Raw genomic sequence first — 21,874 nt, 5'->3', positions numbered from 1 at the left:
ACGGGTGCAAAGAGCGCGAGTTTACCATTGCCGAGTGGGGGTAGGGGAATAACCCGCTTGAGGTAGAGGCAAATCTGGTTCTCAAGTTTGCGGAATGAATGCGGTGGGCTTGGGCATGGGCTACTTCTGGTGGCAAGGGCGAGTTCGATTTTGATCAGCCTGGTCAATGGCACCATGGCTGGCCGGATTGGAACCTGGCCTTCGCAGGCAGGCGTCGGGTGCGGGTAGGGGTGTGTATTGGTGTTTTTGGTGGGGAGGTCGAGTGCCATCTCGGCCAGCGTTGGCAGTGGCGCCGCTGCTGACCGGGATGGAGTTCCACCCTGCAAAACAGCTTTACCGGCGGTTGAAGCGTTCCACCAAGTTCACCTGCTGCTCGGCGGTGGCGGACAGTTCGCCGCTCAGGTCAGCACTGCGCTGCGCATCCTGTGAGGTGCTGTCGGCCAGGGTGGCAATGTTGGTCACATTGCGGTTGATCTCCTCGGCCACGCTGCTCTGTTCTTCGGCGGCGCTGGCGATCTGGCCCGCCATCTCATTGATGCGCTCGACGGCCTGACGAATGCCTTCCAGCGCGTCGTCGGCCTCGATGACCTGGGCAACCCCGCGCTCGGCCTGCTCGTTGCCGATGCGCATGCTATCGACGGTGCCTTGCGCCGCGTGTTGCAGGTTGGCGATCAGGCTATGTATCTGCTCGGTTGATTCGGCAGTACGGCTGGCCAGTGCACGCACCTCGTCGGCCACCACGGCAAAGCCGCGGCCTTGCTCGCCGGCACGGGCGGCTTCGATGGCGGCGTTCAAGGCCAGCAGGTTGGTCTGCTCGGCAATGCCCTTGATAACGTCGACTACAGTGCCAATTTCCCGTGCATCGCTGGCCAGCTTGTTGGCCACGGTGGTGGCGTTGCTCACAGCGCCAGAGAGGTTTTCGATGGACTCGCGTGCCTTGGTCGCGACGTTCTTGCCGTGCAGGGCCAGTTCACTGGCGTCACGGGTGGCCGTAGCGGTGCTTTGAACGTTGCCCGATACCTCTTGGGTAGCGGCGGCCATTTCATTGATGGCGGCAGCCACCAGATCGGTCTCATTGCGCTGTTGTGCCAGCCCCGTGCTGCTCTGGCTGGCCAACTGGTTGGCCTCGCCGGCCTGGCGCTTGAGTTGCTCGGCGCTGTCGGCCAGGCGGGTCAGGCAGGTCTGCAGGCGTGCCTGCTGGCTGTGAATGGCCATCTCGATCTGCCCAAGCGCGCCCTGATAGGGCGTGTACATCTGGGCCAGTAGTGGGTCGGTGATGCTGCTTTCGGCGGCATTGATGATGCGGTTCAGACGTTGATCAAGAGCCGCTTTCAAGGCCAAACCGGCAGGTAGCCCAAGCACCGCACCCAAGGCGATGCCCGGTGCGCCGAGCGCGGCGCCTGCGGCGCCACCAACTGCCAGCATCAGCGCGCTCGGGACCACGTGCAGGGCTATGCCGGACCAGTCGGTGGGGATGGCTTTCTTGCCCTTGTTCAGGCGTGCGTACAGTGCTTCGGCGCGTTGTACCTGTCCGGCGGTCGTCTTTACGCGGACCGACTCGTAGCCTTGTACCTGCCCCCCTTCGTAGATGGGCGTGACAAAGGCGTTGACCCAGTAATGGTCGCCGTTCTTGCAGCGGTTCTTGACGATGCCCATCCAGGCGTGGCCCTGTTTGAGATCCCCCCACATGTGACCGAACACCGCCGAGGGTGTGTCGGGGTGGCGAACCATATTGTGCGGACTGCCAATCAACTCTTCTCGAGTGAAGCCGCTGACATCGACAAAAGCATCATTGCAATAGGTGATGATGCCCTTGAGATTGGTGGTGGAGATCAGGCGCTGCTCTTCAGGAAAGGTGCGCTCGCGTTGGGTTACGGGCTGATTGTTGCGCATGAATGGCATCCTTGACTGGCTGTCGCGGGATTTTATTCCCGTCGTGTTGTCTATTCTTAAGTTATCGGCAGCACTCGGGAGGGCTAAAGCGCCGCTTGCAGCATCTGGTTTTCACCGTTACGGTGAAAAAAAGCCCAGCGATCCATAAATACGTAATAGACCGTGATGACGAGTTAAGCCAATCAAATGCTGGCCTTCGGCCGGCTGAGAGGAGAGAACTGAATGTCTGTAGTCAACAGTTTGAAAACCCATTCCACACTGGATGTGGCCGGTAAAACCTACCAGTTTCATTCCCTGCAAAAAGCCGCTGAACAGCTCAAGGGCATAGACAAATTGCCCAAGTCCCTCAAGGTGCTGTTGGAAAACCTGCTACGCAATGAAGACGGTGAGACGGTTACCGGTGACGACATTCAGGCGATGGCCGACTGGCTTGAGGCGCGGCATTCTGACCGCGAAATCCAGTACCGTCCAGCGCGGGTTTTGATGCAGGACTTTACCGGTGTGCCGGCGGTGGTCGATCTGGCCGCGATGCGCGATGCGGTGGCCCGCGCGGGCGGCGATCCGCAGCAGATCAACCCCTTGTCGCCGGTTGATCTGGTTATCGATCACTCGGTAATGGTGGATCGTTTTGCCACCGAGCAGGCGTTTGACCAGAACGTTAAAATCGAGATGCAGCGTAATGGCGAGCGCTACGAATTCCTGCGCTGGGGGCAGACGGCGTTCGACAATTTTCGCGTGGTGCCGCCGGGCACTGGTATTTGTCACCAGGTGAATCTGGAGTATCTGGCACAGAGCGTGTGGGCGTCGGAAGTGGACGGCAAGCTCTGGGCCTACCCCGATACATTGGTTGGTACCGACTCGCACACCACCATGGTCAATGGTTTGGGCGTGCTGGGCTGGGGCGTGGGTGGTATTGAGGCGGAGGCTGCCATGCTCGGCCAGCCGGTGTCGATGCTGATTCCCGAGGTTGTGGGTTTCAAACTAACGGGCAAACTGCGTGAAGGCATGACCGCTACCGACCTTGTGCTGACCGTGACCCAGATGCTGCGCAAGCACGGCGTGGTCGGCAAGTTTGTCGAGTTCTATGGCGACGGTCTGGCGGATTTGCCGCTTGCCGACCGCGCGACTATTGCCAATATGGCGCCGGAGTATGGCGCGACCTGCGGCTTCTTCCCGGTTGATGACATTACTCTGGGTTACATGCGCCTGAGCGGCCGCCCGGATGAGGTGATTGCGCGGGTTGAGGCTTACAGCAAGGCGCAGGGGCTGTGGCGAGAGCCCGGCGATGAGCCGGCGTTTACCGACGGCCTGCACCTGGACATGGGCGAAGTGGTCGCCAGCCTGGCTGGCCCCAGACGGCCGCAGGATCGGGTCGCACTGCCCGATATTCCGGCGGCGTTCGATGAGCTGCTGGCACTCCAGGTTTCGCCCGCAGATCAGGAGCAGGCCCGGCTGGAAGGGGAAGGCGGCGGCGGTACCGCCGTCGGCGCGCAAAACGCCGAAGCTACCCTGGTAGTGGATGGTAAGGAATACATCATGAACCACGGCGCCGTGGTTATCGCGGCCATTACCTCGTGTACCAATACCTCCAACCCCAGTGTGATGATGGCAGCCGGCTTGGTCGCCAAGAAAGCGATCGAGCGCGGCCTGATGCGCAAACCCTGGGTCAAGTCGTCGCTGGCACCGGGCTCCAAGGTGGTCACTGATTATCTGGAAAAGGCGGGTCTGACCGATTATCTCGATCAGCTCGGATTCAACCTGGTGGGTTACGGTTGCACTACCTGTATCGGCAACTCCGGTCCGCTACCGGAGGATGTGGCCCACGCCGTAAGCGAAAATGATCTGGTGGTGTCGGCGGTGCTCTCGGGCAACCGCAACTTTGAAGGCCGCGTGCATCCGCAGGTCAAAGCCAACTGGTTGGCGTCGCCGCCGCTGGTGGTGGCCTACGCGCTGGCCGGCAATACCCGACTCAATCTTGCGGAAGAGCCGCTGGGGCTGGATGCCGACAACAAACCGGTATTCCTCAAGGACATCTGGCCGAGCAACGCCGAAATCGCTGAAGCGGTGGCCTTGGTTGAGGACAGCATGTTCCGCTCACGCTATGCCGATGTGTTCACCGGTGATGAGCACTGGCAGTCGATCAAGATCAGCGAAGGCAAGACCTATGCCTGGCAGGATGACTCGACCTACGTGAAGAACCCGCCGTATTTTGACGAGATCGATCAGCCGCTCAAGCCGTTGGTGAATGTAGAGCAGGCGCGTGTGCTGGCGGTGTTTGGTGATTCCATCACCACCGACCACATCTCGCCGGCCGGCAATATCAAGGCCAGCTCGCCCGCCGGGGAGTATCTGCAAAGCCTGGGCGTCAAGCCCGAAGACTTCAACTCCTACGGTTCGCGGCGTGGCAATCACGAGGTGATGATGCGCGGTACCTTTGCCAACATTCGCATCCGCAACCGTATGCTCGGCGGCGAGGAGGGTGGTGAGACTATTCACACGCCCAGTGGCGAACGTATGGCAATTTACGATGCGGCGATGCGCTATCAGCAGGAAGGCACTCCGCTGGTGGTGCTGGCCGGCAAGGAGTATGGCACCGGTTCCAGTCGTGACTGGGCAGCCAAGGGCACCAACCTGCTGGGCGTGAAAGCGGTCATTGCCGAAAGCTTCGAGCGTATTCACCGCTCCAACCTGGTGGGAATGGGCGTGTTGCCGCTGCAGTTCAAGGAAGGCCAGAGCGTCGCTAGCCTTGGTCTGGATGGCCATGAAGTGATCGACATTCAGGGCATCGACGACAACCTCAAGCCGGGCCAACAGCTCAAGGTCATTGCCACTACCAGCAAGGGTGACAAGGTCAGCTTCGAGGTGCTTTGTCGCATCGACACCCGCAATGAGATCGACTACTTCAAAGCAGGCGGGATTCTGCATTACGTCCTGCGGGATCTGATCGGCTCTTGAGCCGCAACGCGGAGGCTGTCTTTGTACCCCCAAAAACCCCGGTTCATTGAACCGGGGTTTTTGCCGGCTATTGCGCGGGTGGCCGGTTGAACATTGTTACAACATAATCCGTGGGGCCTCCTGCGGCTGACTTTCGTCTATGGTTATTTGTGTATTTCGGGTTTTAGAATGCGCATTTATTTGATATCAATATGATGTTAAGTGCGTGTGACGGGGAATGAGATGGTTCTAGAGGACGCGGCGCAATGTGGTGCGCCTTACCCATCGGCAGAGGCTGAGCGCCAGGCCCAAGTGGATGACCTGTGCTTGTCCTGCCATGCTCAGGATCCCGTTTTTGACCAACTGGTGGACTTGACCGCCCGTTGTTTCAACGCGCCGATAGCGCTGGTTTCCATTCTTGATCATCAGCGGCAATGGTTTCTTGCGCGGGTAGGGCTTGAGGCCGCCGAAACGCCGCGCAGCCAGTCATTTTGTGCTTATGCGGTACTGCACCAGGCGCCTTTTCAGGTCAGTGACGCCTTGAACGATCCCCGCTTCAAACATAACCCTCTGGTTACCGGCGCGCCGCATATTCGCTTTTACGCGGGTGTGCCGCTGATCACTGACGAGGGTATGGGGCTGGGCTCATTGTGCGTGATTGATACTCAACCCAGGCCGGAGCTTGATGCCGAGGAGCTTGGCACGCTGAAGAAGTTGGCGAGCCTGGTGATGGCGCGGATCATGTCGCTGCGCGAAAGCAGCTTTATTGATGTGCCTTCTGGTCTGTTGAACAGCGAGCGCCTGGAGAGAGACATGACCCTGCTGCAGCAAAGGGTCGGCAATGGCAGCGTTGTGCTGGTGGACGTATTTACGCTGTCGCACGTGAAAGACATTGTGAAGGCATTGGGCTTCTCTTTCTTTAATCAGTTGATGCGCGAGACGGCCAATAGGCTGAAGTCGCTGTTACCTCCCACCTCGACCTTGTACCGCGCCAGTCAGACGCGTTTCGCAACCTTGCTGGAGGGCGACGACCGAACGTCGTGCGAAGCATTGGGCATAACGCTATTGGACGCGTTGCAAAAGCCGATCATGTGTCAGGGTATCCCCATCCAGGCCCAGGCTGCAGTGGGTCTGCTGCCCCTGCATGCGGGGGTGACGGACGGCCCTGACGGGCTCCGGTTGAGTATCAGTGCTGCTGACTACGCGCGCAGTTTGAACGAAAAGTGGGCCTGGTTCAGGACCGAGTTGGATCAGTCACACCAGCGCTCCTTTGCCCTGCTGGGCGGCTTGTCCGCTGCGCTGATGAGCCCAAACCAGTTTCGCCTGGAGTATCAACCCAAACTCAGCATGCGTGATGGCAGCCTGACTGGAGTAGAGGCGCTGTTGCGCTGGACGCACCCCGAGCTTGGCCCTGTAGGGCCCGCCGAATTCATACCTTTGGCTGAGAAGACTGCATTGGTGCACTCACTCACGTTGTGGGTGGTGCAGGAGAGCCTGCGGCAGCTGAACGAATGGCGAGCTGAGGGGATGAACCTGACTGTCTCGATCAATATCTCGGCCGGCGATCTGGAAACGCCGGTGTTTGTCGATGAGTTGGTCCAGCAGATGCGGCGTTACGGTATTCAAGCCGGTGCACTGGAACTTGAGTTCACTGAAAGTGTGCTGATCCGGAGTCCGGAGGCCGTGAAGCTGCAACTGCAACGCCTGCAAGCGATGGGCATTGAGGTTGCGATTGATGACTTTGGCACCGGTTACAGCAATTGGGCCTATTTGCGCGATATTCCTGCTTCCGCTCTGAAGATAGACAAGTCCTTCCTGGATGACCTGCAAAACAACAGTGCAGACCGGCACATGGCCAAGGCGATAATCGATCTGGCTCACAAGCTAGACTTCCGCGTGATAGCGGAAGGTGTTGAAACGCAAGAGGATTATGACCTGCTCGCAGCATGGCACTGTGATGAGGTGCAAGGTTATCTGCTCGCCAAACCCATGCCACCGGCTGCTCTCACCGGTTGGATCCAGCAGCGCTATCCCCCCGCCTGATGCCCTTTGGTTGTGCGGCAGGATGCCGCAGCTAAAGGCGTTTATTACACATTTTGTAACATGTATGCTGTCACTCACTTGATAGTGATTCCCGTTCCCATGTCCGGTTGGTGGTGATGCTCGTTCCCTTTTTGATCATGTTGCGTGAAGGCCTTGAGGCCGCGTTGATTGTCGGCATTATTGCCAGTTACCTGCGCCAGACTGGTCGCGGTGCCTGGATGCCAGCAGTGTGGATCGGTGTTTTTCTGGCCGCGAGCCTGGCGTTGCTGGTAGGCGCGGGGCTGCAACTGGTTAGCGCCGAGTTCCCGCAGCGTGAGCAGGAGATGTTCGAAGCCGTCATCGGTTTTCTGGCGGTAGGCGTGCTGACCTGGATGGTGTTCTGGATGCGCCGAGCGGCCCAGAGTCTGCGCAGCGAGTTGGCCGGCGCACTGGATAGCGCGTTCGCCAGTGGCCATAGCCACACGTACGCGCTGATTGGCATGGTGTTTCTGGCCGTGGCCCGCGAAGGGCTGGAGTCGGTGTTCTTTCTGTTGGCTATTTTTCAGCAAAGCCAAGGCGGCGCAGCGCCGTTGGGGGCGTTGCTCGGTGTGGCCTGTGCTGTTGTAGCTGGCTGGGCGTTCTATCGCGGCAGCCTGCGGCTTAATCTCAAGCACTTTTTCCGTCTGACCGGGTTGTTCATCCTGCTGGTGGCAGCGGGGCTATTTGCCGGATCGGTACGGGCCATGCATGAAGCTGGCTGGTGGAACCACGCCCAGCAGGTGCTGTTTGATCTGAGTGACTGGCTGCCACTGGATACGCCGTTGGGCAGCGTGTTTGCCGGCGTGTTTGGCTACCAGCCGGCGCCCAGCCTGAGCGAAGTGGTGGCCTATCTGGGCTATCTGGTGGTCACGCTGACGCTGTTTTTCCGCACACAACACCCGCTGCCGTTGCCGGCGCGGGCCGACGTTGCCCGTTAAGTCTACAAGCGAGTTCTCCATGTCTGATTCCAAGTCGTCTTCCGCGGCGCCATCGGCCGGCCTGCTGCGTCTGGGTATGGCTCTGGCGGCGTTACTCATGCTGGTCGCGCTGGGGGTGTTCTATCTGTCGTTGGGGCAAAACGCAGGCGATCAGCAGGCGGGTACCCAGATCGTTATCAGCGCACGAGGCTGTGAGCCCAACGCGGTTACCGTAGCGGCAGGGCAGTCGCGTTTCACCGTGATCAATGAGAGTGAACGCGCCATCGAATGGGAGATCCTCGATGGGGTGATGGTACTGGAGGAGCGCGAGAATATTGCGCCGCAACTACGCCAGCCGATCACCGCCACGCTGGCACCGGGCGAGTATCAGATGACCTGCGGCCTGCTGAGCAACCCGCGCGGCACGCTGACGGTAACCGCCGTAGCGGGCCAACCGCCGAGTCAGACGTTATCTCCCAAGGCGTTGATTGGCCCGCTGGCCGAATATCGAGTTTATCTGACGCTACAGGGACGTGAACTTGAGCGCGCAGCGCAGGCACTGCTTGACGCGATTGCCGCAGGCGATCTTGCGGCAGCACAGGGTGCGTATCGCCAGGCACGCTTGAGCGATGAACGCATGGCGCCGGCCATTGGGCTGTTCAGCGACCTGGAGCAGCGTTTGAATGCCCGCGCCGATTACTTTGCCGAGCGTGAGCAAGACCCGGCGTTTATCGGCTTTCAGCGTTTGGCCTATGGGCTGTTCGAGCAAGAGAGTGTGGCGGCTTTGCTGCCGGTGGCAGAGCAGTTGCGCGCCGACATTCAACAACTGCGTGAACGGCTGCACCGCGACGGGGTGCCGGCACAGCAACTGGCTCAGGGGCAGGCGCGGGTACTGCAGGCCTGGCATGACCAGCAGCGCACGCAAACGCAACTCAAGCCGCGGGAACTGGACGACTTGCGCGGTCTGCAGCAAGGCGCCGACAAGGTGGTGAGCCTGCTGGCGCCACTTTTGCCCGATGCCGCCGAGTTGCAGCAAGCCCTGCTGGCGCTGAATCAGCAGTTGCAGCAGCGCACGCCAGAGCTTGCGGCGTTGCGGCACGACACCCAGGCATTGGCAGTGGCGCTGCAGCAGGTCAACGGCGAACTGGCAGCGGCCTACTGAGCACGCACGTAGCAGCTAAACAAAGGTGGTTAGAGTATGAGTAATTACGACGAAAAGCCCAGCGCCGGCTGCCCCTTTGCGGGATTGAACCGCCGTCGTTTCCTGCAGGGGCTGGGCGTTGCCGGTTTGGGCGCTGCCAGCCTGGGTAGCGCCGCGGCAGCGGGACAGGGCAGGGCGGCAGAAGTGACGGATGCACCGTCAAGCGCGGCAACCTATCAGGTACATGACTTTTATGGCACGCACCAGCAGGGCATCACCACGCCGCGCCCGGCGGTGGGCATGGTTGCTGCCTTTGACGTGCTGGCAACTGATTGCGCAGGTCTTGAGCGGCTGTTGCGAACCCTTTCCGAGCGCATTGCCTTTCTGACCCAAGGCGGCACAGTTGAGCAGCGCGATGCGCGCTTTCCGCCGACGGACTCCGGCATTCTTGGTCCGCAGGTCGCGCCCGATGCGCTGACCATCACTGTGTCGGTAGGGGCTTCATTGTTTGATCAGCGTTTCGGCCTGTCGGGCGTCAAACCGCGCCACCTGCAGCGCATGGTCGCGTTCAGCAACGATGCGCTTGATGCAGCACGTTGCCACGGTGACCTGTCGCTGCAGTTTTGTGCCAACACCGAAGGCACCACCATCCACGCGCTGCGCGACATCATCAAGAATACCCCTGGCCTTTTAATGCTGCGCTGGAAGCAGGAAGGCACGGTGCCGGTGATGGCTCCCAAGGCCGATGGCTCTACCGAGAGTGCACGCAACTACCTGGGCTTTCGTGATGGTACGGCCAACCCCCAGGCCGATGATCGCCAACTGATGCAGAAGGTGGTCTGGGTCGACGGCAGCGAGGGTGAGCCGGACTGGGCACGCAATGGCAGCTACCAGGCCGTGCGCATCATTCGCAACTTTGTCGAGCGCTGGGACCGCACACCCTTGCAGGAACAGCAGGCCATCTTCGGCCGCCTGCGCGACAGCGGTGCGCCGTTGTCCGGTGGCGTGGAGCACGACGAGCCGCACTACGCCAATGACCCGGACGGCAAGATCACACCGCTGGATGCGCACATTCGCCTGGCCAATCCGCGTACAGCCGGTAGCGAGCGCAACCTGATTCTGCGCCGGCCGTTCAATTACTCCAATGGCGTTGAGGCCAACGGGCAGCTGGACATGGGCTTGTTGTTCATCGCTTATCAGGCGGACCTGGACGCGGGTTTTATCACGGTGCAGCAGCGCCTGGATGGCGAACCGCTGGAGGAATACATAAAACCGGTCGGTGGGGGCTATTTCTTTACCCTGCCGGGCATACAACCGGGGGACTTTCTGGGTAGCAGCCTGCTGGCTGCGAGTTGAACCCTTGGTATTCGTAGATTGGCCACACACCTTATCTGCTGGAGAGAAACTATGTCATTACCTCGTACCTTGTTTATTGCCGCCAGCGCTTTTGGCCTGATCGGTATGCAGGCCTCGGCGCATGCTGCGGTGGCGCCCCAGGACCTGGTCGCGCCCATCACCGACTACAAGCTGTATGTGCTGGATAACCTGGAGCAGTTTTCTGCCCATAGCCGCGAGTTTACCGAGGCCATCAAGGCGGGTGACGTGAAGAAGGCGCAGGCGCTGTACGCGCCGTCACGCGTTTACTACGAGCGTATCGAGCCGATTGCCGAGCTATTTGCCGATCTGGACGCCAGCATCGACGCCCGTGAGGACGACTACGAGAAAGGCGTAAAGGACCCCGAGTTCACCGGTTTTCACCGACTGGAATACGCGCTCTTTCACGACCAGACCACCGAGGGCATGACGCCCTACGCGGAACGGCTGATGAGCGACGTGGAAGACCTGGAGCAACGGGTTGCCGGTTTGACTTTCCCGCCAGAAAAAGTGGTTGGCGGTGCTGCGGCGTTGATGGAGGAAGTGGCAGCCACCAAGGTGTCTGGTGAAGAAGATCGCTACAGCCGCACCGATCTGTGGGACTTTCAGGGCAATGTCGACGGCGCCAAGAAGATCTTCGAACTGGTCAAACCGCTGGCTGCTGAAGAAGATGCGGTCTTTGTGCAACGCGTTGAAGCCAACTTTGCCGCAATGGAAGCGACGCTGTCGCACTACTACGTGCAGGAAGGTGACGTGAACAGCGGTTTTGTCAGTTATGAGCAGGTCAGCGATGCCGACCGCCGTGCTCTGGTAGGGCCGGTCACCGTGCTGGCAGAAGAGCTATCTACCCTGCGCGGTATGCTGGGGCTGAACTGACGTTCTTCGGTAGTGTTAGCGGCTGTTGATTCGGTTGCAGCGCCGGCACTGCTGGCTGAGGGGCGGGTCGAGAGGGAGCTCGACCTTCCCGGAGTTTTATCCCTGCTGGTCCGGCGCGATCCAGGTTCAGTGCTCATCCCGCACACGGCGAATCGCATCCAACCAGCCATCGTATAGCGCGTTGCGTTTCTCTTCGCTCATTTGTGGTGTGAAGGTACGTTCACAGGCCCAGTGCCGCGCGATGTGCTCCAGGCTGTCGAACACGCCCAGCTGCAGCCCCGCCAGGTAGGCGGCGCCCAATGCGGTGGTCTCGGTGACTTCCGGCCGGTCGACGGTCACACCGAGAATGTTGGCCAGCTCCTGTACTACCCAATTATTGATCACCATGCCGCCATCTACCCGCAGCGCTGCGGTGCTGTGGGCGCCATCGGCGGTCATGGCGTCGAGCAGGTCGCGGGTCTGGAAGCAGACTGACTGCAGCCCGGCGGTGACAATCTGCGCAATGCCGGTGTCGCGGGTGAGGCCGAAGATGGCGCCGCGCGCCGCCGGGTCCCAGTAGGGCGCGCCCAGGCCGGTAAAGGCCGGCACCAGATACACGCCGGTGGTGCCGCCGGCCTCGCGTGCCAGGGCCTCGGTTTCGCCGGCATTCTGAATCAGCTTGAGCCCATCGCGCAGCCATTGAATGGCCGCGCCGGCGACAAAAATGCTGCCCTCCAGCGCGTAGGTGGTTTCACCCTTGAGCCGATAGCCCACGGTGGTCAGCAGCCGATTGCTGGAGCGCACTGGCTCGCTGCCGGTATTCATGACCATGAAGCAGCCAGTACCGTAGGTGCTCTTGACCATGCCTGGGCTGAAGCAGGCCTGGCCGATCAGCGCGGCCTGCTGGTCGCCGGCAATACCGCAAACCGGAATACTGGCGCCGAGCAGTGCGGCGTCGGTCTGACCGAAGTCGGCGGCGCTGTCCATCACCTCGGGCAGCAGGCTGGCAGGAATGTCCAGCAGCTTGAGCAGGTCGTCATCCCAGCACTGCTTATGAATGTTGAACAGCATGGTACGCGAGGCGTTGGTGGCGTCGGTGCGGTGCACTTGGCCACCGGTGAGGCGCCAGAGCAAGAAGGTATCGACGGTGCCGAAACGCAGTTCGCCGCGCTCGGCGCGCTCGCGGGCGCCATCGACGTTCTCCAGCAGCCAGCGCAGTTTGGTGGCGGAAAAATACGGATCAATCAGCAGGCCGGTACGCTCGGTCACCATGGCTTCGTGGCCGGCAGTCTTGAGTTCGGCGCAAAATTCCGCGGTGCGGCGATCCTGCCAGACAATGGCGTGGTATAGCAGCTCGCCGGTGCGCGCATCCCACAGCAGGGTGGTTTCGCGCTGGTTGGTAATGCCGATACCGGCGACCTGGTCCGCACTGATGCCGGCGGTTTCAAGCACCTCGCGGCAGACCGCCAAGGTGCTGTTCCAGATATCTTCACCGTTGTGCTCAACCCAGCCGTCGTGCGGAAAATGCTGGGCAAACTCCTGCTGCGCGGTGAATTCCGGCTTGCCGCTGGCGGAGAACAGGATAGCGCGGCTGCTGGTGGTGCCCTGATCGATGGCGAGAATGGGGTTGGCCATAAGGCTGGAATCCTGTGCTGTCGGTATTGTTATGGGCCGTAGGGCTCAGTCGCGGCAAAGCTCGCAGAGCTGCGCGGCGGTATGCTGGCGCAGATCTGTGGCGCTGAGTTCTATTTCCAGACCGCGGCGCCCCCCGCTGACATACACAGTAGGCCAGTTTGCCGCGCTGGCATCAATAAAGGTACGCAGGCGCTTCTTCTGGCCCAGCGGGCTGATACCGCCGACCAGGTAGCCGGTGCTGCGCTGCGCGGCGGCTGGGTCAGCCATGGCGGTCTTTTTTACCCGCGCCGCGCTGGCCAAGGCCTTGAGGTTGAGCTTATCGGTTACCGGTACCACGGCCACCAACAGCTCGCCGGTTTCAGTCGCGGCCAGCAGGGTTTTGAACACGCGGCCGTGCTCCAGGCCAAGCTTTTCGGCGGCTTCGGTACCGTAGGATTCGGCTTGTGGGTCGTGGCTATAACGATGCAGTTGATAACTGACGCGGGCTTTGTCGAGGAGTTTGGTTGCTGGAGTCATGGTTGTTCACATGCAGGTAACTGGCCACAGAGTAAACTGCCGGACGCGCGGGGCCAAGCCGCAGTGGCAAACCTTGCGGCCCGGCCGGTGACGTTGTACAACAGGCTGGCGCGGGATTGCGCAGGTTTCGGAGATGCTGATGTTCAAGCCCCATCCAGAAGAACGCCGTACCGTCCGACCGACCGGCGAGGCCCCGGTCTATGATCTGTTGGTCATTGGCGGTGGGGTAAACGGCGCAGGGATCGCCAATGATGCCGCCGGGCGCGGCTTGTCGGTGCTGCTGTGCGAGCAGCATGATCTGGCCTCGCACACCTCGTCGGCCAGCAGCAAGCTGGTACACGGCGGCTTGCGTTACCTCGAGCACTACGAGTTCCGGTTGGTACGCGAAGCCCTCGGTGAGCGCGAAGTGCTGTTGCAGAAAGCGCCGCATATCATCTGGCCGCTGCGTTTTGTGCTGCCGCACCGGTCCCATCTGCGCCCACGCTGGATGCTGCGCGCGGGCTTGTTTCTTTATGATCATCTGGGCAAACGCACTACGCTGCCGGGGTCGACCGGTGCGCCCTTGAATGGCCAGGGGCCGCTGAACCCGCAGATCGACTATGCCTTCGAATATTCCGATTGCTGGGCCGATGATGCCCGCCTGGTGGTGCTCAATGCAGTGCAGGCGGCCAGCCTGGGCGCGGAGATTCGAACCTATACGCGGTGCGAATCGGCGCGCCGCAAAGGCGATCTGTGGCAGGTCGAGCTGTTGTCTGACCACGGCACGGCTGAAACCGTGCACGCGCGGGCCCTGGTTAATGCGGCAGGGCCTTGGGCCGCGCGGGTGATGGAGCGCGTGGTGGATACCCGCTCGCCCTTTGGCGTGCGATTGGTACAGGGAAGTCATATCGTCGTGCCGCAGCTATATCTCGGCAGCCAGGCCTATATTCTTCAGAACGAGGACGATCGCATCGTCTTTGTATTGCCCTATGAGAACCAATACTCCTTGATCGGCACCACGGATGTGGACTATCAGGGCGATCCTGCTCAGGTTGAGCCAACCGAGGCAGAGACCGAGTATCTGCTGCAGGTGGTTAATGCGCATTTCAAGCGACAGCTCAAGCATGAAGACATTCGGCACCGTTTTTCTGGCGTGCGGCCGTTGATCAGTGATGCCAGTGAGTCCGATCCCTCGGCTGTGAGTCGCGATTACAGTCTGACGCTGGACGGTGACGCCGGTCAGGCGCCTCTGCTGGCGGTATATGGCGGCAAACTCACGACCTTTAGAAAGCTGGCTGAGGCGGCAGTGGATAAGCTGACGCCCTGGTTTCCTGAGGCGCACCCAGCCTGGACCGCGACCCATGCGCTGGCCGGTGGGGATTTTGAGTCGCACGCGCAACTGAGCGCCGACCTCAAAGCGGAATACCCCTGGCTGAGCGAACAGCAACTGGAGCGCTTTGTGCATTGCTACGGCACCCTGAGCCGGGTATTTCTGCGCGGCATGCGTTCCCAGGCGGATATGGGAGAGCAGTTTGGCGCGGGGCTGACCGAGCGTGAGATCAAATACCTTCGCGAGCGCGAGTGGTCGCGCGATCTGGAGGCAATCTTGTGGCGGCGAACCAAACTCGGCTTGCACTTGAATGCCCCGCAGCAGCTGCGTCTGGCTGACTATCTGCAGGAACTGGCGGGAGAAATTCTGGCAGTGTGAGGGCAGGGCACACGCTTCTCTGGCGCCATTACGCCTGCGTTGCGGACAACGCAGGCGAGCGCGGCTATCAATCAGCGATTTTGACTACCAGCTTGCCGAAGTTCTTGCCTTCGAGCAGGCCAATAAAGGCCTCTGGCGCACTCTCCAGACCCTCTACACGGTCTTCCTTCACCCGTACCTTGCCACTCTCGACCCAGGGGGTCATGGTCTTGAGGAAGTCCGGGAAGCAGTGGCCGTAGTTGTCGAAGATGATGAAGCCCTGCATGCGAATACGCTGGCTCAACATCAGGCGCATCAATTGCGGCAGACGATCGGGGCCGACCGGCAGCTCGGTGGCGTTGTATTGGGCGATCAGGCCGCACAGCGGTATGCGTGCGTGGGCGTTGAGCAACGGCATCACGGCATCAAACACCTTGCCGCCGACATTCTCGAAATACACGTCGATGCCCTTGGGGCAGGCGGCAGCCAGTTTGTCGTTCAGGTCTTCGGCCTTGTGATCGATGCAGGCATCAAAACCCAGCTCCTCGACCGCGTAGTGGCACTTGTCGGCACCGCCAGCAATGCCGACCACATGGCATCCCATCAGCTTGGCGACCTGACCCACTACCGTGCCGACCGGACCCGTGGCAGCGGCGACGACGACGGTTTCACCTTTCTTGGGTTGACCGATGTCGGTCAGGCCCATGTAACCGGTGAAGCCGGGCATGCCCAGTACGCCCAAGGCTTGGGAGGGGGCTTGCATGTTCTTGTCGAGGCGAAACACCATGGCGCCGTCAGACAGGGTGTAATCCTGCCAGCCGGAGGCAAAGCACATCACCAGGTCACCTGCGGCGTAGTCGTCGAGTTTTGATTCCAGCACTTCACTGACGGTGGCGCAGGTCATCACGCCGCCTACCGGCACCGGATCGGCGTAGGATTTGGCGTCACTCATGCGCCCGCGCATATAGGGGTCGAGCGACATCCAGCGGTTGCGCAACAGCATCTGGCCATCGCCCACGGCGGGAATATCGGTTTCTACCTGCTTGAAGTTGGCGGCAGTGGGTGCGCCCACCGGCCGCGAGGCAAGCAGAATCTGGCGATTGGTGGTGTTTGACTGTGGCATTGCACGTCTCCTGCTTTGAGGGCTGAGGTGCCGTGGGAGCGACGTTGGCGCCACGGCTGGATTGTAGCCCTAGGATGCGCAGAGCGTGGTGATGGTTCAACTTGGCTCTAGTCGCGGTGATGCCGTGCTATTGATTGCTAAGAGACGCGGTTTTACGCGGCGCTCTACCTCGGTGGGTGGGGCGCGGGAGGCTGCTGGCTGAGCAGCCGCTCACCCCGGCGCCGCGTGGGGCTGACTACTTGCAGGCGACGCGCCAGGCGCGCAGAAAGTCCTGCGCTCGGCCACCCTTATGGGGGTAGGAGCGCTCCCAGATTCGCGCTAGGCTGGGCAGATCGTTGCGCGCGGAGATGGCCAGTTGCTGGCGCTCGTAGATCAACCATGCAATGGCTGTGGCATAGGCCAGGTTGTAGCCCAGTTCGGCGTGCGGATTCTGCAGAAAACAGTGCTGGCTGGCCAGGCCGCGAACCTTGCTGGCCAACTCAGGCTGACTGGCCAGGTGCTGATCCCATATGTCGGTGTGTTGCTGTGGGCTGATAGCGTAGGGTCCAATGGCGTGGTCGCCGCGTTGCAGCGCTGGCAGGCGTGCGGTAGTCAGCAGCGTGCCCAGCAGCAATTGTTCCATTGCGACGCAGCGCACACCAAGGTAGGCAAGGGTCGGTCGCAGGATATTTTCCAACAAGTTGTCGGCGGCGCTGAGAGCCAGCAGGTCGAGAGGAAACAGGTCTTGGGTTGCAGTGTCTGGTGCGGGTACCGCTACTGGGCTGGCAATCACGACTACATCCTGTTGTTTAAATGCCTAAGCTAAAGCTTAGTTGTAATTTGTTGTTGTAAAGTGCTGTTTTTAAATTATTTTAGCGTTTTGGCTTTTCCCGATATAACCGCTTGCTATAAAGCGCACTGATTACAAGAAAAATGGATAAAAAACCATGAATAACCCCACTATGGCTGCGGCCGCCGGCATTGATGAGCCGGCCCTGCTGGCGCAGGAGCGGGGCTTTGCCCGGCTGCGTTTCAGCGCACAGCTGGAACCGGGCTTTCAGCTGTACCTGCATGCCAAGATGTGTGCGCGGGTAAAGGTGGTCGCCATCACCTCGGTCGCCTTCATGCTGTTTTTCATGCTGCTCGATTATCTTTATTTGCCTCATTGGGTCAGTGACTACACCCTGACCGTCCGTGTCATCGGCCTGATTATCATCGTTTGCGCCATCTGGTATGCCAATCGCGCCAACCGCGTGGCGCCGGACCGTGCGTTTGCCGTGGCGACCCTCGGCTATTTCTGTTCGGGGTTGATGGTGGCGATGGTGATCATCGTCGCGCGCTTGGCCGAGGTATCGATTCGGGTGACACATGACGGCCTGTATCTGGTACTGCTGTCGGGCATGTTCCTGCTGGCGTTGCCGATGCGGCACGCCACCGTGGGCTCCTGCGCCATTGTGTCGGTTTACCTGCTGGCTGAAGCGAGCATTGGCTCCAGCCGCTCTGTTGTGTTGTCCAACAGTATTTTTCTGATCAATTTCACCGTGATGGGCGCTTTCGGCGCGTATCTGTACGAATACATGCAGCGCCGCGCCTATCTCAACGAGCAACTGCTGGAAGCCGCGCGCCATCGCGCCGAGCGCGAAAGCCAGAGCAAGACGCGTTTTCTGGCAACCGCCAGCCATGATCTACGCCAGCCATTGCATGCCATGTCGCTGTTTATTCAGCACCTGTATGAGCAGGTCGATAGCCCGGATGCCAGCAAAACAGTGGCGCGTCTGGCGGATTCAACCCAATTGCTGCAGGCCATGCTCAACTCCTTGCTGGACATGTCGCGCCTGTCGGTGGGTATGGTGAGGGCGCAGCGGCGCTCGTTCAATCTCGAACCCTGGCTGCGGCAACTGCTGGACAGCCTCGGGCCTTTCGCTGCGCGGCGCAACATCCAACTGCAGTTGCGCTGCAACAAGGCCTACGCAGTCTACAGTGACCCCTTGCTGCTTGAACGCTTGATCCGCAATTACCTCAACAACGCATTGATTCATGCGGACGCGAAAACCGTGGCGATAGAGGTACAGCGAGTGGATGAGCGGCTGCGCATCAGTGTGGTAGATGACGGTATGGGTCTGGATAAGGCGGACCAAGAGCGCATTTTTGAGGAGTTTACCCAACTGCGTAACCCGGCCCGCACGCTGGAGAAGGGGGTGGGGCTGGGTTTGAGTATCTGCCGCCAGATAGTGCACCTGCTGGAATATCCGTCGGGCCTGACCTCCTGCGCCGGTGAAGGCGCCCGCTTCTGGTTTGACGCGCCACTGGGCGAATGGCAGACGCAGACCGAAGCGCCCCAACAGCAGCACGCCCCGGCCCTGAGTGGCCAGGTGGCGCTGGTTGAGAATGACCGCGTCAGCCGCGAGGCGATGCAAGCGTTGTTGTCGGCCTGGGGGTGTATCGTCTGGGCATTTGAAAGTGCCGAGGACGCCGTGCGTGGGCTGCAGGGTATCGCCGTTGATGTGTTGCTGACGGATTATCGGCTGGAGGGCGAGAGCGATGGGCTGATGCTGGTGCGCATGCTGCGCGATCAGGGCATCTTTTCCGGCCCGGCGGCACTGGTGACGGCCGATACTTCTGAGGAACTGACCGAGTCGGCGCGGCTGGCGGATGTCGAGTTGCTGTTCAAACCGGTACTGCCTGCACGGTTACGGCGCGTGGTGCACAACCTGCTGGCGTTGCGTCAGTGACGGAGGGTGGAGCTAGTGCGGTTCGTCAGGCATCCATGCCCCGCGAAAGGAGAAATGAGTCGCGCTAGAAGCTGACCAGCCCCAGCTTGCGAGCGTTGCTCACGCACTCGGTTCGGTTGTGACACTCAAGCGAGGTAAACAGCGCTTTGAGGTGGGTTTTTACGGTGTCTTCAGAGAGCGACAAGCGCTGACAGATGACCTTGTTAGGCAGGCCTTCGGCGAGCAAGTCGAGGATTTCCAACTGGCGCGGAGTGATACCCACGTCGCGCGCGCTGCTTTGCCGATCCAGTGGGCGGTTCTCATCGCCGATGACGACGTGAACGCCGTAAAGCAGCTGGGTCACGGCATCAAGCAGTGTTTTGCCGTCGGCGGTCTTGCTGATGAAGCCGGCAGCGCCAAGTTGCAGTGCAGCATCAAGGTCGCTGGGACTGTTGCTTGCGGTGAGTACCGCGACGGGCACCATGGCGTCTTCCTTGCGTAGCTTCTGCAGTAGCGCCAAGCCGCTGCTATCGGGCAGTTGCAGATCAAGCAGAATCAGATCGTAGGTGTTGTGCTGCACCTGTTGCAGGGCTTGTGCGGCATTGTGCGCGTGGTCCAGCTGCACCCCTTCGCAGAGGCTGCCCAATGTCAGGCTGAGCCCATCCAGATAGATCTGGTGGTCATCAATCAACAACAGCCGGGTGTCCGGCGGCAGATTACTGCTCATGTTCGTCATCCTCGACAGCTGCCTTCATGCCGGAAGGCCGGGCAGACTTGTTATTTTTTACCTCGGTGATAATAAGCAACCCGGTCCGGCAGGTCTAGCAGCAGGCTGACGGGCTGTGTGCTATTGCTCGCCGGCGCTGTCCGATGGCGGCAGACGTTGATGCAGGCTGCGCAGTTCGGCACGTAGCTGACGCACTTCTGCCAGTAATTGCTCCTGCTCGCTTGGCGGACCCGGGGGCGCCTGCTCGACGGTGCGCTCACGCTGGGTTTGGATGGCATCGACGATGACCGCGATAAACAGGTTGAGCATCATGAAAGTGGCGATCAGGATGAAAGGCACGAAATACAGCCAGGCGTAGGGGAACTGCTCCATTACCGGTCGTACTATGCCCATCGACCAGCTTTCCAGCGTCATCACCTGAAACAGCGTATACAGGCTCGCACCGAGCGTGCCGAACCACTCGGGGAAGTGTTCGCCGAACAACTGGGTAGCGATCACTGCCGCGACATAAAAAATCAAGCCCAGCAAGGCCACGATGCTGCCCATGCCCGGCAATGATGACAGCAGTGACTGCACCACCATTTTCATGCTCGGCACAATCGAGATCAGGCGCAGCACACGCAATACCCGCAGCGCACGCAGCACGGCCAGCGGTCCGCTGGCCGGAACCAGAGCGATAGCAATCACCAGGGTGTCGAACAGTCCCCAGGGGTCGCGCAGCAAACGCCAGCCATGGGCGACGAAGCGCAGGCCGATCTCGATGACAAAGCAGCCGAGGATTATCTGATCCAACGCCTTGAGGCCGCCGCCCCAATGCTGCATCGCGCTTGGCGAGGTTTCCAGGCCAAGAATCACGGCGTTGATAAGGATCAGCGTGGTAATCAGATACTGCACGGCAGGGCGGTCCAGCCAGTCGGCCAGCCGCTGCCGCCAGGGGCGGGTAAGGTTCAATGTATTGGTCATGGGTTGCTTCGTGGCGCTTCAGGGCCTGCGCGAGTGGCTGGCCCTGCGGGCGATTACTGTTCGTCCTCGGCAAAGGCGCAGAGGGTAAAGGTGGGTATGCCGGCATCCTGCATGCTGCGTGAACCGCCAAGGTCCGGCAGATCGATGATGGCGGCGGCTTCGTAAACGCTGGCGCCGCTCTGGCGCACCAGTCGAGCGGCTGCGAGAAAGGTGCCGCCGGTGGCGATCAAATCATCCAGCAGCAACACCTGTTCGCCGCCACTGAGAGCGTCGCGGTGCATTTCCAGGGTGGTTTCACTGTATTCGGTGGCGTAGCTTTCACGCAGGGTGTCGGCGGGCAACTTGCCGGCCTTGCGGAATAGCACCAGTGGCTTGTTCAACTCGTAGGCGAGCACCGCACCCAGCAGGAAACCACGGGCATCGATGGCGCCAATGTGCGTGACCGGCGACTCGACGTAACGCTGGATCAGGCTGTCGGCGACCATGCGCATGGCGCGCGGTGAATGATACAGCGGCGTGATATCGCGAAAGGTGACGCCGGGCTTGGGAAAGTCGGGCACCGGGCGAATCAGCGATTTGATGGTGTATTCGTCAAAAATCATGGGGGTTCCTGCAGGTCAGTCGAGTTGGCCGCCAGCCAGTGCGCACAGCTCGGCGTGGTCAATAATGTCAATTTGCTTGCCTTCGGCAGCAATCAGGCCCTGCTGCTGGAAGCGGGTAAAGACGCGCGAGACTGTTTCTACGGCAAGCCCCAGATAGTTGCCGATGTCGTTGCGTGACATGGCCAGACGGAAGCGATTGGCCGAATAGCCGCGCGAACGAAAACGTGCGGATAGGTTGATCAGCAAGGTTGCGATGCGTTCATCGGCGGTCTTTTTCGAGAGCAGCAGCATCATCTGCTGGTCGTCGCGAATCTCGCGGCTCATCAGCCGCATCACCTGGCGCCGTAGGCCGGGCATGCTGGCGGTGAGATCGTCCAGGCGTTCATAGGGAATTTCGCAGACCGAGGTGGTTTCCAGCGCTACCGCAGACAGCGGCTGACGCTCACCGTCCATGCCGGAGAGGCCGATCAGCTCGCCGGCCAGATGGAAGCCGGTAATCTGTTCGACACCGGCGTCATTGACGCTGAAGGTCTTGATGGTGCCGGAGCGCAGTGCGTAAACCGAGTTGAAGGTATCGCCCTGACGAAACAGCATCTCGTTCTTGCGCAGTGGTTTGCCGCGCTTGACGATGTTGTCGAGGGTGTCCATTTCGTTGTCATGCAGCGCCAGGGGCAGACACATGGTCGCCAGGCTGCAGTCCTTGCAGTGCGCTTCGGGCAGGGCGCGCAATTTGATGGCGTCAGACATGGGAAACTCTTTTAGTTGGCGGATAGCTGC

Annotated in this window: 17 protein-coding genes; 8 read left to right on the top strand and 9 right to left on the bottom strand. The window is 60.5% G+C overall.

The window, feature by feature from the left end:
- Window positions 1–333: 333 nt before the first annotated feature.
- Window positions 334–1,893 carry a methyl-accepting chemotaxis protein gene (locus tag V7747_RS12495; RefSeq protein WP_335616359.1) on the bottom strand — a complete coding sequence of 520 codons (1,560 nt, stop codon included), beginning with the start codon at window positions 1,891–1,893 and terminating at the stop codon, window positions 334–336.
- Window positions 1,894–2,115: 222 nt separating this feature from the next.
- Between V7747_RS12495 and acnA the strand changes: the two genes are divergently transcribed.
- From acnA to efeO, 6 genes are all read left to right on the top strand, one after another.
- Window positions 2,116–4,848, top strand: coding sequence for an aconitate hydratase AcnA (acnA, locus tag V7747_RS12490; protein WP_335616358.1), 2,733 nt, complete (start codon window positions 2,116–2,118; stop codon window positions 4,846–4,848).
- Between the two features lie 222 nt (window positions 4,849–5,070).
- Complete coding sequence (locus tag V7747_RS12485) at window positions 5,071–6,870, top strand: sensor domain-containing phosphodiesterase (RefSeq protein ID WP_335616357.1); 1,800 nt, start codon at window positions 5,071–5,073, stop codon at window positions 6,868–6,870.
- 116 nt (window positions 6,871–6,986) lie between these two features.
- Window positions 6,987–7,826 (top strand): iron uptake transporter permease EfeU, encoded by an 840-nt coding sequence (gene efeU / locus V7747_RS12480; RefSeq protein ID WP_335616356.1) that lies wholly within the window; start codon window positions 6,987–6,989, stop codon window positions 7,824–7,826.
- A 19-nt stretch (window positions 7,827–7,845) separates the two neighbouring features.
- A complete protein-coding gene (locus V7747_RS12475) occupies window positions 7,846–8,967 on the top strand; it encodes a cupredoxin domain-containing protein (RefSeq protein ID WP_335616355.1) in 1,122 nt (373 codons plus the stop codon).
- Between the two features lie 36 nt (window positions 8,968–9,003).
- Entirely contained in the window at window positions 9,004–10,302 is a 1,299-nt protein-coding gene (gene efeB / locus V7747_RS12470) for an iron uptake transporter deferrochelatase/peroxidase subunit (RefSeq protein WP_335616354.1), read from the top strand.
- A gap of 51 nt (window positions 10,303–10,353) precedes the next feature.
- The gene (efeO, locus tag V7747_RS12465) at window positions 10,354–11,196 is read left to right on the top strand and encodes an iron uptake system protein EfeO (protein WP_442909253.1); all 843 of its coding nucleotides are present in this window, start codon (window positions 10,354–10,356) and stop codon (window positions 11,194–11,196) included.
- A gap of 126 nt (window positions 11,197–11,322) precedes the next feature.
- Here efeO and glpK read toward each other — a convergent pair whose 3' ends face one another.
- Window positions 11,323–12,810, bottom strand: a complete 1,488-nt coding sequence (gene glpK, locus V7747_RS12460; protein WP_335616353.1) for a glycerol kinase GlpK — start codon at window positions 12,808–12,810, stop codon at window positions 11,323–11,325.
- A gap of 45 nt (window positions 12,811–12,855) precedes the next feature.
- Window positions 12,856–13,326, bottom strand: a complete 471-nt coding sequence (ybaK, locus tag V7747_RS12455; RefSeq protein WP_335616352.1) for a Cys-tRNA(Pro) deacylase — start codon at window positions 13,324–13,326, stop codon at window positions 12,856–12,858.
- Window positions 13,327–13,465: 139 nt separating this feature from the next.
- On the opposite strand from ybaK, the gene glpD reads away from it, so the two are divergent.
- Window positions 13,466–15,013, top strand: coding sequence for a glycerol-3-phosphate dehydrogenase (glpD, locus tag V7747_RS12450; RefSeq protein WP_335616351.1), 1,548 nt, complete (start codon window positions 13,466–13,468; stop codon window positions 15,011–15,013).
- Between the two features lie 67 nt (window positions 15,014–15,080).
- Here the strand turns inward: glpD and V7747_RS12445 are convergent, their stop codons facing one another.
- Window positions 15,081–16,115, bottom strand: coding sequence for an NADP-dependent oxidoreductase (locus tag V7747_RS12445; RefSeq protein ID WP_335616350.1), 1,035 nt, complete (start codon window positions 16,113–16,115; stop codon window positions 15,081–15,083).
- A 235-nt stretch (window positions 16,116–16,350) separates the two neighbouring features.
- On the bottom strand, window positions 16,351–16,887 hold the full coding sequence (locus V7747_RS12440; RefSeq protein WP_335616349.1) for a hypothetical protein: 537 nt from the start codon (window positions 16,885–16,887) through the stop codon (window positions 16,351–16,353).
- A 154-nt stretch (window positions 16,888–17,041) separates the two neighbouring features.
- On the opposite strand from V7747_RS12440, the gene V7747_RS12435 reads away from it, so the two are divergent.
- A complete protein-coding gene (locus tag V7747_RS12435; protein WP_335616348.1) occupies window positions 17,042–18,826 on the top strand; it encodes a hybrid sensor histidine kinase/response regulator in 1,785 nt (594 codons plus the stop codon).
- 64 nt (window positions 18,827–18,890) lie between these two features.
- Here the strand turns inward: V7747_RS12435 and V7747_RS12430 are convergent, their stop codons facing one another.
- The 4 genes from V7747_RS12430 to fnr form a co-directional block, all read right to left on the bottom strand.
- Window positions 18,891–19,532 (bottom strand): response regulator transcription factor, encoded by a 642-nt coding sequence (locus tag V7747_RS12430; RefSeq protein WP_335616347.1) that lies wholly within the window; start codon window positions 19,530–19,532, stop codon window positions 18,891–18,893.
- 120 nt (window positions 19,533–19,652) lie between these two features.
- On the bottom strand, window positions 19,653–20,495 hold the full coding sequence (locus V7747_RS12425) for an ion transporter (protein ID WP_335616346.1): 843 nt from the start codon (window positions 20,493–20,495) through the stop codon (window positions 19,653–19,655).
- Between the two features lie 53 nt (window positions 20,496–20,548).
- Window positions 20,549–21,097 carry an adenine phosphoribosyltransferase gene (locus tag V7747_RS12420; RefSeq protein ID WP_335616345.1) on the bottom strand — a complete coding sequence of 183 codons (549 nt, stop codon included), beginning with the start codon at window positions 21,095–21,097 and terminating at the stop codon, window positions 20,549–20,551.
- Window positions 21,098–21,112: 15 nt separating this feature from the next.
- The gene (gene fnr / locus V7747_RS12415; protein WP_335616344.1) at window positions 21,113–21,844 is read right to left on the bottom strand and encodes a fumarate/nitrate reduction transcriptional regulator Fnr; all 732 of its coding nucleotides are present in this window, start codon (window positions 21,842–21,844) and stop codon (window positions 21,113–21,115) included.
- Window positions 21,845–21,874 lie beyond the last annotated feature (30 nt).

This window comes from Halopseudomonas sp., assembly GCF_036960865.1.
Classification (GTDB): Bacteria; Pseudomonadota; Gammaproteobacteria; order Pseudomonadales; family Pseudomonadaceae; genus Halopseudomonas.
Note: the sequence above shows the minus strand (reverse complement) of the source record. Positions and strands in the feature narration are given on the sequence as shown.